This is a genomic window from Mesorhizobium sp. WSM3866 (assembly GCF_002294795.1).
Classification (GTDB): domain Bacteria; phylum Pseudomonadota; class Alphaproteobacteria; order Rhizobiales; family Rhizobiaceae; genus Mesorhizobium.
On the sequence record NZ_NSGC01000002.1, the window covers coordinates 575,653 to 589,907 of the forward strand.

Consider the following 14,255-nt stretch of genomic DNA (forward strand, 5'->3'; position numbering starts at 1 on the left):
TAACGCCAGACGCCACACAAAGGTTTCACGCGCAGTGAGGAAACACGCGATCTTATCGTAGCTGCTACGCTACTCGCAGACGACGCGATAGCGCTTGCCGGGTTCGCTGACATTCCGGCAGGCGAGCGCCTTCTGTGGCTGGGAGGACGCATCAGCCAAATCCGGCTGAAAGGAAGGGGCCGTCGAAACACGTCTTCGACTGGGGGAACTCACCGGGGCGATCGGCGGCTGAGGAAACACGTCCGTCGCGATCTGCCTCGAGGCTGTTGTTCCTGGCGGGGCCTTGTCCCAAATGCGCCTGACGTCCATCCGGCTTGGAATGATGACGGTTCCGTCGTCGCTGCGCGTGCAGCCGCTTGCCGCGAGCAGCGCCGGACAGAGAACAAAAGTCAGCATTCGACCAAGCATCAGCTATACCCCCACCGATTTTATAGCCCGGCAGCGGTGGGTTCGCCAACGGACGGATTACCGCAGCGCGGTCGGACCGGCGTCCGCCTAAAACCCGTTAACGGCATCGGGCGTGTTCGGTTGCGAATCGTTAAGGTTAGCCGATCGTTAATGCTTGTCGGGCACATTCCGCCGACGAACCGGGAGGGTTCGGCCTGGGGGTAGGGATGGCGGATAGGGACGGTACTTTCGAGATGGGCGCCGCCCGTTCTTTCGAAGGCGCGGTCGAGCGCGGCGAGGCGGCGGTCCCCCGCGCCCCCGATCAGCATGCGGCCGCGACCTCGGAAGCGCTTGCCAATCTTCGCCTGATGGTCGATTCGATGCCGATCGGCGTCATTGTCCTCGATGCCGAGCTCAGGGCGGAGATCATCAACCGCGCCTTCTACGACTTCTGGAAGATCGATCCGCTTCGCGCCACTGCCGGCTGCGGCTTCCGCGAGCTGATGGAGGCCAGCCGCGACGCCGACCCCTATGGTGCCGACGAGGTGGGCTGGCAACGCCACATCGCCGAGCGCGAGGCCGAAATCCGGGCAGGCGTTGCCGGTTCCAGGCAGTTGCCGCGCAATGACGGCCGCGTGCTGATCGCCTCGCTGGCACCGCTTGCCGGCGGCAAGCGTCTGATCTCCTATGTCGACATCACCGACATGAAGCATCGCGAGACCGAGGCAGAGGATGCGCGCAAGAATCTCGCCACGGTGCTGGAGTCGCTGCCGGCCGGCGTCATCATCTATGACCGCTACGATGAATTCGTCTTCGCCAACCGCAAGCTGCATGACAGTTTGCCGGCGCTGAAGCCGGCCTGGCAGCCGGGCCGCACCTTACGCGAGGCGCTCGCTCTCGGTCATTCCGCCGGCTATTTCCGGTCGAGCGGCGACGTCGAGATCGACAATCTCTATGGTGTCGACAAAGAACGCTGGCTCGACGCCATGCTGAAGCGTTACCACCTGCCCAATTCGTCCTATGAACGGCTCAATCCCGACGGTCGTTGGTTCCAGGTCTACGACATGAGAGCGGACGACGGCACGTTCATAGGGGTGCGCGTCGACATTTCCGACATCAAGGCCCGCGAGAAGGCGCTGCGGGACTCGATGCGGCAGATCGACCTTTACCGGCATGTCATGGACGAATTGCCGGTGGCGGCGTTCATCAAGGCCGAGGATCTTACAATCGAGTTCGTCAACAAGGCCTGGTGCGCGCTGACCGGCATTGCCAAGGAAGACGTCATCGGCAAGACGGACCGGCAGCTTTTCGGCGCCGAGGACGCCGAAAGCTACAGCCATGACGATGCCGAGGTCATCGCGACCGGCAAGGGGCGCGAAGTCGAGGAGCCTGTCAGCCATCGCGACGGCACGGTGCGGCAGCTGATGACGCGCAAGAGCCGCCTCATCGCGACCGACGGATCGGTGCATCTGGTCGGTTCCAGCACCGACATCACCGAGGTCAAGGCGCGCGAGCGGGCGCTCAAGGAAAGCATGAGCGAGAACGAGGTGTTCCGCAACCTGATCGACAACGTGCCGGTGTCGATCTACGCGAAGCGTTCGGATCTAAGGCAATTCTACGTCAACAAGGGCTGGTGCGATCTCACCGGCTTCAGCAAGGAAGAGGCGATCGGCAAGACCGACGTCGAGATCTTCGGCGCGGACGGCGAAGCTTTCGTCGCCGGCGACCTGGCGGTGCTGCGCACCGGCGAGACGCAGGAGATCGAAGAACAGGTGACGCTGCCGGACGGCAGCGTGCGTCACCAGTTCGCGCGCAAGGGCGCGATGATCGCGTCCGACGGTTCGCTCTATCTGATCGGGTCGACCACGGACATTACGGAACTGAAACAGCGCGAGGCCGAGCTCAGCGAGGCGCGCCGGCGTGCCGTGCTTGCCGACCGCGCCAAGTCGGAGTTCCTCGCCAATATGAGCCACGAGATCCGTACGCCGATGAACGGCGTGCTCGGCATGGCCGAGTTGCTCGCAAAGTCGGACCTCGACCCAAAGCAGAGGACGTTCACCGACATCATCGTCAAATCGGGCAACGCGTTGCTCACCATCATCAACGACATCCTCGACTTCTCCAAGATCGACGCCGGCCAGCTCGTGCTCGACCCGGCGCCCTTCAACCTTGCCGAGGCGATCGAGGATGTGGCGACGCTGGTGTCGACCCGCGCCAAGGAAAAGGACCTCGAGCTCATCGTTCGCGTCCAGCCCGGGCTCGACGGGCAGTTCGTCGGCGACGTCGGCCGGATCCGACAGATCGTCACCAACCTGCTCGGCAATGCGGTGAAGTTCACCGACAAGGGCCATGTGCTGGTCGACGTGACCGGCGAGCGCGTTCCGTCGGGGACGAAGCTCGCCATCTCGGTCACCGATACCGGCATCGGCATTCCCGAAGACAAGCTGAAGCTGGTGTTCGAGAAATTCAGCCAGGTCGACACCTCCTCGACTAGACGGCACGAGGGCACCGGGCTCGGCCTTGCCATCACCTCGCGGCTGGTCGAGCTGATGGGCGGCGAGATCGGCGTCGACAGCGCCGAGGGCAAGGGCTCGACCTTCTGGTTCACCGTCACGCTGCCGCGGGCCGAGCGAGGCGGGCAGCGGATCATGCCGGTCGACGTGACCGGCGCGCGCGTGCTGATCGTCGACGACAATGCCGTCAACCGCGCGATCCTCAGCGAGCAGATGGCTTCGTGGACCTTCGATTCCTGCGCGGCCGAAAGCGGCGCCGAGGGACTGAAGGTGCTGATGCGGCTGCCGCCTACGGCGTGCCTGTCGACTGCGTCGTGCTCGACTACCAGATGCCGGGCATGACCGGCGCCGAAATGGCGCGCATCGTGCGCAACACCGCCGGCCTCGCGCACACGCCGATCATCATGCTGACCTCGGTCGACCAGTCGCTCGCCAGCGCCGCCTACCGCGATCTCGGCATCGATGCGCAGCTGATCAAGCCGGCGCGTTCCTCGATCTTGCTGGAGACGCTGGTCGCCACCATCCAGCGTCATCGCCACAGCACGGCGGCCATCCATCCGGCCTTGACCGGCGACGTCGAGACCGGGGCCGGCGCGCCGCAGGCGTCCACGGCGCAGGCGACCGCGGCGGATCGCGTCCTGCTGCAGCCGCCGCCGGCGCGTGCCCGTGCACGCCTGGCCGGCGCGGAGGCCGGGCTCGACATTCTCGTCGCCGAGGACAACGAGGTGAACCAGATGGTGTTCACGCAAATCCTGGGCGAGACCGGATACCAGTTCGAAATCGTCGGCAACGGCCGCAAGGCGCTGGACGCCTTCGGCAGGCTTAACCCGCGCATGATCCTGATGGATGTGTCGATGCCCGAGATGAGCGGCCTGGAGGCGACCGCGGCCATCCGCCGGCTCGAAGCCGAGATGGGCACGCATGTGCCGATCGTCGGCGTCACCGCGCATGCACTGAAGGGCGACCGCGAGCGCTGCCTGGAAGCCGGCATGGACGATTACCTGCCGAAGCCGATCAGCCCGAAGGCGCTGCTCGAGAAGCTTGAAAGATGGCTCGGGTCGGACGCGGAAGTCCGCCGCAGCGCCGGATAACAGCCTTTCTGCGCGGCCGTTCACGGCGTCATCGACGAGGTCCGTCGGCGGGCGTCCAACGCAGACATATGGTGTGATCGCACCATACAAAACGAAGGCCAGGTCAGGACAATGGCTGCTGTCGATTCCGCCCTTCGGTTACGGGCGGGAGCAGCGACCGCCGGCAAGGAACAGCGTCGACTCTACCCCAACGGACCTGTTTTCGGCGATGGCCAGGCCATGATCCGCTCTGGCGCACAGGCAACGCGCTCTCGTCCGGATTTTATTTCCCGGCGGCCGGAGATCCGGCCGCCGGGATAATTTTTGATTCAAAAGTCGGACAAGCTACTGATTCCCGCGGCAAACTTCGGCTGGGTCCGCAAATGGCGGCCGCAGGCCCCCCCAAGGCATCCCCGTTCAGGCGTTACCGGGCTGACACGAAACTGTCATGCGACTGTAATAATCGACGTCTATTGCGCTCGTCAGGCGCCGACAGAAAAGGGTTGCCGAAAGACCATATTCCGAACAGGAGCAGGCCACATGAGACATTTCATCCGCTCGGCGGCCGTTGCGATTGCAATGGCTGCGGCATCCACGCTTTCCCTCTCCGCCGCTATGGCGGCCGACATCTCCGGTGCCGGCGCTACCTTCCCCTATCCGATCTACGCCAAGTGGGCCGACGTCTACAAAAAGGAGACCGGCATCGGTCTCAACTATCAGTCGATCGGCTCCGGTGGCGGCATCAAGCAGATCAAGGCCAAGACCGTGACCTTCGGCGCCTCGGACGCGCCGCTCAAGGGCGAGGATCTCAAGTCGACCGGGCTCGCGCAGTTCCCGATGGTGATGGGCGGCATCGTTCCGGTCGTCAACCTCGAAGGTGTCAAGCCGGGCGAACTGGTGCTCGACGGCCCGACGCTGGCCGACATCTTCGTCGGCAAGATCACCAACTGGAATGACGAGGCGATCAAGAAGCTCAACCCCGACGTCAAGCTGCCCGACCAGGCGATCGCGGTCGTGCACCGTTCCGACGGCTCGGGCACCACGTTCAACTTCAGCTACTATCTGGCCGAAGTCAGCGCCGACTGGAAGTCGAAGGTCGGCGTCAATACCGCGCTCGAGTGGCCGGTGGGCATCGGCGCCAAGGGCAACGAGGGCGTCGCCAACAACGTCGCGCAGACCGGTGGCGCGATCGGTTATGTCGAGTATGCCTATGCTAAGCAGAACAAGCTCACCTATACCGACCTGATCAATAAGGATGGCAAGAAGGTAGAGCCGACCGCTGCCGCGTTCTCGGCCGCTGCAGCCAATGCCGACTGGAGCTCCAAGCCTGGCTACGGCGTCATCCTGGCCAACCAGGCTGGTGCTGAAAGCTGGCCGATGACCTCCGCGACCTGGATCCTCGTCTACCAGAAGCCCGACGATGCGTCGGCCACCACCGAAGCGCTCAAGTTCTTCGCCTGGTCCTACGCCAAGGGCGACGACATGGCCGCCGAGCTGGACTATGTTCCGATGCCCGACGCGGTCGTGAAGAGCGTCGAGGAAATGTGGAGCAAGGACATCGTCGACAGCAACGGCAAGCCGCTCTACTCCGGCATGTAATTCCTCCGGAATAAGGAGGGCGCCTCGGGCGCCCTCCTGTCTCTTTCGAAATGCGAGGGCAAATGACAGCCGTTTCCGAAGCCGTGACATCGTCCGCCATACGGACCAGGGAAGCGACGGTGCGCCGCTTCGCCCTGACCGACACGATCTTCCGAACGGTCACGCGCCTCTCCGCCATACTCGTGCTGCTTCTTCTCGGCGGCGTCGCGGTCTCGCTGATCGCCGGCTCGTGGGAGGCGCTGTCGAAGTTCGGCTTCTCCTTCCTGACGACTGAATCCTGGAATCCGGTCACCGAGAATTTCGGCGCGCTCGCGCCCATCTACGGCACCGTCGTCACCTCGGCCATCGCCATCCTCATTGCCGTGCCGATCGGCATCGGCATCGCCGCCTTCCTGACCGAGCTCTGCCCGCGCCCGCTCAGGCGCCCGATCGGCATCGCGGTCGAGCTGCTCGCCGGCATTCCCTCGATCATTTACGGCATCTGGGGCCTGTTCGTCTTCGCGCCATTCCTGCAGACGACGGTACAGCCATTCATCATCAATCTTTTCCACGGCATACCGGGTCTCGCCAGCCTGTTTGCCGGTCCGCCCTACGGCATCGGCCTCCTGACGTCGTCGCTGATCCTCGCCATCATGGTGCTGCCCTTCATCACCTCGATCACCAAGGACGTGTTCGACACGGTGCCAGCGGTGCTGAAGGAATCGGCCTACGGCATCGGCTGCACGACCTGGGAAGTGACCCGGCGCGTGGTCATCCCCTATACGCGGGTCGGCATCATGGGCGGCGTCATGCTCGGTCTTGGCCGCGCGCTCGGCGAGACGATGGCCGTCACCTTCGTCATCGGCAATGCGCACCGCATCAGCGCCTCGCTGTTTGCGCCCGGTACGACGATCTCGGCGACCATCGCCAACGAATTCACCGAAGCCGACGGCGAGCTTTACACGTCCTCACTGGTGGCGCTCGGACTGATCCTGTTCATCATCACCTTCATCATCCTCGCGCTCGCACGCTACATGCTGTTGCGCATCGATAGCCGCACGGGAGCCTGACCGATGTCGACAGCCGCATCGCTCCACCGAAGCCGGAAGCGCAAGAACGCCGTGATGATGGCACTGTGCACCATAGCGGCGGGCATCGGCCTCGTCTGGCTGGCGCTGATCCTCGGCGCCCTTCTCTATAAGGGGCTCTCGCGTGTCTCGCTTTCGGTGTTCACGGAAATGACACCGCCGCCCGGCGACGCCGGCGGCCTGCTCAACGCCATCTACGGCAGCATCGTGATGACCGTGATCGGCATCGTCGTCGGCACGCCGATCGGCGTGCTCGCCGGCACCTATATGGCCGAGTACGGGCGCTTCTCGCGCCTCACGACGGTGGTGCGCTTCATCAACGACATCCTGTTGTCGGCGCCATCGATCATTGTCGGCCTGTTCGTCTACGAGCTGATGGTGCGGCCGTTGGGTCATTTCTCGGCGATCGCCGGCGCGGTGGCGCTGTCGATCCTGGTGATCCCCGTCGTCGTGCGCACCACCGAGGACATGCTGAACCTTGTGCCCAACGCGCTGCGCGAGGCCGGCACCGCCATCGGCGCGCCGCGCTGGGTGGTGATCCGCTCGGTCGCCTATCGCGCCGCACTGTCCGGCATCGTCACCGGTATATTGCTGGCGATCGCCCGGATTTCGGGCGAGACGGCGCCGCTGCTCTTCACCGCGCTCAACAACCAGTTCTGGTCGAGCAATCTCAACGCGCCGATGGCCAGCCTGCCGGTGACCATCTTCCAGTTTGCGCTGAGCCCTTATGAGGAATGGCAGCAACTGGCCTGGACGGGCGCACTGATAATCACCCTGACGGTTCTCGGGCTGAGCATCTTCGCCCGCAGCCTTACCGGACGCAGAGAGGACAGATGAAACCGATGTTGTCCACCGACCTGAACGTAGCCGAGACGACCGCCGAGAAGGCCAAGATCGAAGTCAAGAACCTCAACTTCTACTATGGCCAGTCGAAGGCGCTGAAGGACATCAACCTGTCGCTGCCCGAGCGCAGCGTCACCGCCTTCATCGGACCTTCGGGCTGCGGAAAGTCGACGCTGCTGCGCGTGCTCAACCGCATCTACGAGCTCTACCCGAAGCAGAGCGCCGAAGGCCAGGTGCTGCTCGACGGCAAGAACATCCTCGACCGTTCGCAGGACCTCAACCTGCTCAGGACCAAGATCGGCATGGTGTTCCAGAAGCCGACGCCGTTCCCGATGTCGATCTACGAGAACATCGCCTTCGGCGTCAGGCTGTATGAGAAGATCAGCAAGGCCGAGATGGACAATCGCGTCGAACAGGCGCTGAAGCGCGCCGCGCTGTGGAACGAGGTCAAGGACAAGCTCAACGCCAGTGGCCAGAGCCTTTCGGGCGGCCAGCAGCAGCGGCTCTGCATCGCCCGCACGGTGGCGGTGAAGCCGGAGGTCATCCTGCTCGACGAGCCGGCATCGGCGCTCGATCCGCTCTCGACCGCCAAGATCGAGGAGCTGATCGACGAGCTGCAGGCCGACTACACGATCGTGATCGTCACCCACAACATGCAGCAGGCGGCGCGCGTCTCGCGGCAGACGGCGTTCATGTATCTCGGCGAGCTGATCGAATTCGACCGGACCGAAAAGATTTTCACCTCGCCCCGCGAGAAGCGCACGCAGGACTACATCACCGGCCGCTTCGGCTGAGTTCATACGAGGACATAACCATGGCCCATACGGTCGCTTCCTTCGACGAGGATCTGAGGCAGATCAGCCAGCTCATCCGCGACATGGGCGATCTTGCCGGCTCGATGGTCGGCGCGTCGACCAAGGCTCTGCTGAATTCCGACAACGCGCTGGCGCAGCGCGTGGTCTCCGACGATGCCATCATGGACGCGCGCCAACGCGAGCTCGACGATCGCGCCATCACGCTGATTGCCAAACGCCAGCCGATGGCCGACGACCTGCGCAGCGTCGTTGGCGCCATCCGCATGGCCGGCGATCTCGAGCGCATTGGCGACCTTGCCAAGAACATCGCTAAGCGCGTCGGCTCGGTCGGCGTCAGCGCCGCGCCGCGCGACCTTTCGCACTCCATCGATTCGATGGCGCAGCTGGTGCTGATCCAGGTGCAGGGCGTGATCGAGGAATACGCGGCCGGCGACGCCACGGCGCTCGCCAAGCTCCGCAACGACGACGAGCGCATCGACGTCAAATACACCGCCGTCTTCCGCGAGCTCCTGACCTACATGATGGAGGATCCGCGCAACATCACGGCTTGCACGCATCTGTTGTTCTGCGCCAAGAATCTGGAGCGCATCGGCGACCACGTCACCAACATCGCCGAGAACGCCTACTATGTGCTGACCGGCACGCAATTGCCCGCGAATCGTCCTAAGCAGGACGAGACGACGATGTCGGCGCCGGCGGCCTGACCGCGAAGGTGCCTGCTATATGATCGCGCCACGCATCATGGTGGTGGAGGACGAGGAACCGCTGGGGGTGCTGCTCCGCTACAACCTCGAATCCGAGGGCTATCAGGTCGAGGTGGTGACGCGCGGCGACGAGGCCGAGATCCGCCTGCAGGAGAATGTGCCCGACCTTCTGGTGCTCGACTGGATGGTGCCGGCGGTGTCCGGCATCGAGCTTTGCCGGCGCCTCAGGATGCGGCCCGAGACCGAACGCCTGCCGATCATCATGCTGACCGCGCGCGGCGAGGAAAGCGACAGGGTGCGCGGCCTCTCGACCGGCGCCGACGACTATCTGGTCAAGCCGTTCTCGACGCCGGAATTCATGGCCAGGGTCAAGGCGCTGCTGCGCCGCGCCAAGCCGGAGGTGCTGTCCAGCGTGCTCAAGGTCGGCGACATCGTGCTCGATCGCGAATCGCATCGCGTCTACCGCAAGAAGAGCGAGATCCGGCTCGGCCCGACCGAGTTCAGGCTGCTGGAATTCATGATGCGGCATCCCGGCCGGGTGTTCTCACGCAGCCAGCTGCTCGACAATGTATGGGGTGAGACGATCTATATCGACGAGCGCACCGTGGACGTGCATGTCGGACGCCTGCGCAAGGCGGTCAACAACGGCCGGATGCCGGACGTCATACGTACCATCCGTGGGGCGGGCTACGCGATCAGGGAAGATTAGATCCAGGGCACCGAAGGTCTGACGGGTTCTATCTGCGCTGGCGGGTTATCGAGACGCTGGTGCTTCGCCGTCCACGGGCGGAGCACGAAGCGTCGCGACGCGGCGCAGACCCGACGATCCACGCGACTTCCACGCGCCGCGGCGGTGCAGAAATTCTGCTCCGCTCATCCGACGATTGAGGTAATGGCATGGATTCCAGGGTCTCCGCGACGGAGCTTCGCTCCTGCTCCGCCCTGGAATGACGAAGCTGCGGGGCCTTCGCTAATCTCCGGCGTCTGCAGGACGCACAGAAGCCAACGATCGCTATCGAAGCTGCTCAGGCCACGTTCTTGCCCGCTCTTGCCTGCACGCCCGGGGCGAAAATCTCCTGGTCGACGAAGGTCAGCGCGCGCACGGCGCAGCCTTCGCGGATCAGCGGCAATTCGTTCGGCTCGGTATCGAAGGAGATCGAGTTTGAATGCTGGCCTCCGGCGGTCTGGCCGATCGCCTCGCGCAGCGCCGGCTCGATCAGGTCAAAGGCGGCGGCGCTGACGCCGACCATGGCGACCGGCGCCGGGTCGATCAGCGCGAACAGGCTGCCAAGGCCGAAGCCCAGCGCCTCGCCGGCCCGGCGATAGGCCTCGCGCTCCGGGCCATCCGTCTCGCGCGCCTTGGCGGCGAGCGCCCGCATGTCGGCGTCGCCGACATCGACCGGCTCGGCGTCCTCGCTCATCTTCATGGCGCTGCGCCAGATGGCGTAGTTGCCGGCATAGGCCTCGACGCAGCCGCGGCGTCCGCAACGGCAGAGCGCGCCGCCCGGGCGATGGATCATGTGGCCGAACTCGCCGCCGGAAGAATGTGTGCCGGTGAACAGCTCGCCCTTCAGAACCAGGCCCATGCCGATGCCGTGGGAGAGCAGAATGGCGATGAAATTGTCGCGATAGCGGTGGGGATCGCGCCACTGCAGCGCCACAGCCATCATGTTGCAGTCGTTCTCCATGGTGGCCGGAATGCCGAATTCCTTTTCCAGGATGTCGGCGAAGGGAATGTCGGTCAGCGGCGTGATCGGCGACCACAGCATGGCGCGGGCATGGGAATCGGTGATGCCCTGGATGCCCATGGCGATGCGGGCGACGCTGCCGACGTCGAGGTCCGGATCGTCCAGCCGGCGCCGCACGATCGCCAAGCATTCGCCGATCAGCTCGTTGCGCGGCATGGTGAGCGTATCGAGGCGGCGCTGCTCCTCGGCGATGACCTGGCCCGCATAATCAATAACGGCGACCGAGAGGAAATTGAGCGACAGCACCACCGTTACCACCGCCGCCGCCTCCGGCTTGAGCGCGAGGCCCACCTGTGGCCGGCCGCGCTTCAGAGACGCGGTCTCGCTCGGCTTGCTCTCGGCCAGGATGCCTTCCTGGATCAGGTCGGAAGAGATCGCCGAAATGGTCGAATGGCTGAGCCCGGTGGTCGCGGCGATTTCCGTGCGCGACGGTTGGCCGGCCCAGCGCACGGCCGAGAGCACCATGGCGCGGTTGCGCCGGCGCAGATCGTCGTGGCGGATTCCGACCGACATTTTTTCTCCTCCCAGTCAGCGCGGCCTCTCGATCATGCACAGGACCCGGCGACGCGCCAGATCGATTCACCCGGACGCCGGCACCCGAACCGTCCCGGTTTTTACAAGTTTCGGTGGACGCGGGCTGCGCCTCCTCCGAACTGTTGCGCGATAGTGGCAGAAGCGGTCGGCACTGTCATTATTTATTACGGGTCTCGAAAAAAGTACGCGACACCTCAAAAACCGTCAGAATTGCAGTTGACAGCGCCTTAGCCTTGGATCAGTATTTTTTCGAGGCTCGAAAAAAAGCCTTTGCATGCTCTTCGGGCCAATCTGGGTCGCGCCGCGAGGGGCGCAGGGAGGATATCATGAAGAGATTCGCAGCCGCCATGCTGGCGGGGGTCGTCATGTCGTTGACGTTGGCGTCGGTCGCCGAGGCGAAGGACAAGGTGATCGGCGTCTCGTGGTCCAATTTCCAGGAAGAGCGCTGGAAGACCGACGAAGCGGCGATGAAGAAGGCGATCGAGGCCGCCGGCGACAAGTACATATCCGCCGACGCACAGTCCAATCCAGGCAAGCAGCTGACCGACGTCGAAAGCCTGATCTCGCAGGGCGCCAATGCGTTGATCATCCTGGCGCAGGACGCCTCGGCGATCGGGCCGGCGGTGCAGAAGGCACTCGACGAAGGCATTCCGGTCGTCGGCTACGACCGCCTGATTGAGAACAAGGACGTGTTTTATCTGACCTTCGACAACAAGGAAGTCGGCCGCATGCAGGCCCGCGAGGTGTTCAAGGCCAAGCCCGAGGGCAACTACGTCTTCATCAAGGGCTCGGGCGCCGACCCGAATGCCGATTTCCTGTTCTCCGGCTCGATGGAAGTGCTGAAGGAAGCCATCGACAGCGGCAAGATCAAGAATGTCGGCGAGGCCTATACCGACGGCTGGCTGCCCGCCAACGCGCAGAAGAACATGGAGCAGTTCCTGACCGCCAACGACAACAAGGTCGACGCGGTGGTGGCGGCCAATGACGGCACTGCCGGCGGCGTCGTCGCGGCGCTGACGGCGCAAGGGCTGGCCGGCACCGTTCCGGTCTCGGGCCAGGACGGCGACCATGCCGCGCTCAACCGCATCGCGCTCGGCACCCAGACGGTGTCGGTGTGGAAGGACGCGCGCGAGCTCGGCAAGCACGCCGCCGAGATCGCCTCGCAGCTCGCCGACGGCAAGAAGATGACCGACATCGCGGGCGCCAAGGACTTCACGACGCCTGGCGGCAACACCGTCAAGTCGCTGTTCCTGACCCCGGTCGCAATCACCAAGGATAATCTCAACCTCGTCATCGACGCGGGTTGGATCAAGAAGGATGAAGTCTGCGCGGGCGTTGCCGCCGGCAGCGTCGCGGTCTGCAACTAAGCTGGCCGTCAGGTTCAAACGCAGCGCCGCGGCCCAACGGCCGCGGTGTTTCCCAAGGGCTTTCGGGAGTACTGAAGCCGGAGACCATTGGGGGCAGGTCACTGTCCGGCAGGATCGCCGAACTGCTCCAGCCGTTTGTTTCCGCGCAATTCCAGGCGGCTACGCACTTTTTCCCGGAATTGCTCTAGCATCGTGGTCCGGCATCCGCGCCAGACGGCAAGCCGGCGGGAGGAGATCATGACCGATACGACCTCTGATACGCCGGCCAACCCGGCGGCGGATCGCGCGCGGGCTTCCGAACTGAGCACCGTCGGGCGCTTCCTCAAGGCGACTGAGCTCGACACACGCATGCTCGGCATGGTCGGCGCGCTGCTGATCATTTGGATTGGCCTGCATGTCATCTCGAGCCTGCGGCTCGGCGTCAATCCGCTCGATTTCGATAGCCGAACGTTCCTGACGCCGCGCAACCTGTGGAACCTGTCGGTGCAGACCTCGGCCGTGGCCATCATGGCTTCCGGCATGGTGCTGGTCATCGTCATGCGCAACATCGACCTCTCCGTCGGATCGGCCGAGGGTTTGATCGGCATGGTGATGGGCTTTGCCCAAGTGCATTTCCTGGTGCGAATGGTTGGGCTCGAGCTTGGCAATCCCTGGATCTGGGTGCTGGCACTGTTGATCGGCCTGGCGCTCGGCCTGCTGATCGGCGCCTTCCAGGGCTTCGTCATCGCCTATCTCGAAGTGCCGGCCTTCATCGTGACGCTTGGCGGGCTGCTGGTCTGGCGCGGTGCTGCCTGGTGGGTCACCAGCGGCCAGACGGTGGCGCCGCTCGACGCCACCTTCCAACTGATGGGCGGCGGACCGGCCGGCTCGATCGGCGCCAAATGGAGCTGGATCGTCGGCGCCGTCGCCTGTGTTGCCGTGGTGTTTGCGCTGTTCAACGGCAGGGTGCAGCGCAAGCGCTTCCGTTTTCCGCTGCGTCCGATCTGGGCCGAGACGCTGCTCGGCGCGGTCACCTGCGCTGTCATCATGGGCGCGGTGTGGCTGGCCAATTCCTATCCCTGGCCGGTCGGCATCGTGAACCGCTACGCCGCCGCCAACAACCTCACGGTCCCCGAAGGCGGCCTGTTCATCGCCCACGGCATCGCCATTCCGGTGCTGATGGCGATCGCCGTCGGTCTCGTCATGACCTTCATTACCAAGCGCACTCGCTTCGGCCGCTATGTCTTTGCCATCGGCGGCAATCCGGAGGCGGCCAACCTTGCCGGCATCAACACGCGCTGGATCACCATGAAGGTGTTCATGATCATGGGTGTGCTGGCGACGATCGCCGCGGCGATATCGTCGGCGCGGCAGAATTCATCGACCAATGCGCTCGGCACGCTGGACGAGCTCCTGGTCATCGCCGCGGCGGTCATCGGCGGCACCTCGCTCGCCGGCGGCTCGGGAACCGTGCTCGGCGCTATGCTTGGGGCGCTGCTGATGCAGTCGCTGCAGTCCGGCATGGTGCTCCTCGGAGTCGATTCGCCGCTGCAAAGCATCGTCGTCGGCGCCGTGCTGGTCATCGCGGTCTGGCTCGACACCATCTACCGCAAGCGGGTGTGAAGGAGG

At 64.3% G+C, this 14,255-nt stretch carries 9 protein-coding genes and 1 pseudogene; 9 read left to right on the plus strand and 1 reads right to left on the minus strand.

Annotated features, from left to right (window positions below; translation table 11 throughout):
* Nucleotides 1-752: 752 nt before the first annotated feature.
* The 7 genes and pseudogenes from CK222_RS07080 (at nt 753) to phoB (ending at nt 9,707) form a co-directional block, all read left to right on the plus strand.
* Nucleotides 753-3,991 (plus strand): annotated as a pseudogene (locus tag CK222_RS07080) (response regulator).
* A 519-nt stretch (nt 3,992-4,510) separates the two neighbouring features.
* Complete coding sequence (gene pstS / locus CK222_RS07085) at nt 4,511-5,569, plus strand: phosphate ABC transporter substrate-binding protein PstS (RefSeq protein WP_095799836.1); 1,059 nt, start codon at nt 4,511-4,513, stop codon at nt 5,567-5,569.
* Nucleotides 5,570-5,631: 62 nt separating this feature from the next.
* Nucleotides 5,632-6,618 (plus strand): phosphate ABC transporter permease subunit PstC, encoded by a 987-nt coding sequence (gene pstC / locus CK222_RS07090; protein ID WP_095799837.1) that lies wholly within the window; start codon nt 5,632-5,634, stop codon nt 6,616-6,618.
* Between the two features lie 3 nt (nt 6,619-6,621).
* The gene (gene pstA / locus CK222_RS07095) at nt 6,622-7,473 is read left to right on the plus strand and encodes a phosphate ABC transporter permease PstA (protein ID WP_095799838.1); all 852 of its coding nucleotides are present in this window, start codon (nt 6,622-6,624) and stop codon (nt 7,471-7,473) included.
* Nucleotides 7,470-8,273 (plus strand): phosphate ABC transporter ATP-binding protein PstB, encoded by an 804-nt coding sequence (gene pstB / locus CK222_RS07100; protein WP_067002093.1) that lies wholly within the window; start codon nt 7,470-7,472, stop codon nt 8,271-8,273. The genes pstA and pstB overlap by 4 nt, the downstream gene beginning before the upstream one ends.
* A gap of 20 nt (nt 8,274-8,293) precedes the next feature.
* Nucleotides 8,294-8,998 (plus strand): phosphate signaling complex protein PhoU, encoded by a 705-nt coding sequence (phoU, locus tag CK222_RS07105; protein WP_095799839.1) that lies wholly within the window; start codon nt 8,294-8,296, stop codon nt 8,996-8,998.
* A 19-nt stretch (nt 8,999-9,017) separates the two neighbouring features.
* A complete protein-coding gene (gene phoB, locus CK222_RS07110) occupies nt 9,018-9,707 on the plus strand; it encodes a phosphate regulon transcriptional regulator PhoB (protein WP_010911896.1) in 690 nt (229 codons plus the stop codon).
* A 316-nt stretch (nt 9,708-10,023) separates the two neighbouring features.
* On the opposite strand, the gene CK222_RS07115 is transcribed toward phoB, so the two are convergent.
* Nucleotides 10,024-11,259, minus strand: a complete 1,236-nt coding sequence (locus CK222_RS07115; RefSeq protein WP_095799840.1) for an ROK family protein — start codon at nt 11,257-11,259, stop codon at nt 10,024-10,026.
* 347 nt (nt 11,260-11,606) lie between these two features.
* Between CK222_RS07115 and xylF the strand changes: the two genes are divergently transcribed.
* Both xylF and CK222_RS07125 read left to right on the plus strand, forming a co-directional pair.
* On the plus strand, nt 11,607-12,647 hold the full coding sequence (xylF, locus tag CK222_RS07120) for a D-xylose ABC transporter substrate-binding protein (protein WP_095799841.1): 1,041 nt from the start codon (nt 11,607-11,609) through the stop codon (nt 12,645-12,647).
* Nucleotides 12,648-12,884: 237 nt separating this feature from the next.
* Nucleotides 12,885-14,249 (plus strand): sugar ABC transporter permease, encoded by a 1,365-nt coding sequence (locus CK222_RS07125; RefSeq protein WP_095799977.1) that lies wholly within the window; start codon nt 12,885-12,887, stop codon nt 14,247-14,249.
* Nucleotides 14,250-14,255: the final 6 nt, after the last annotated feature.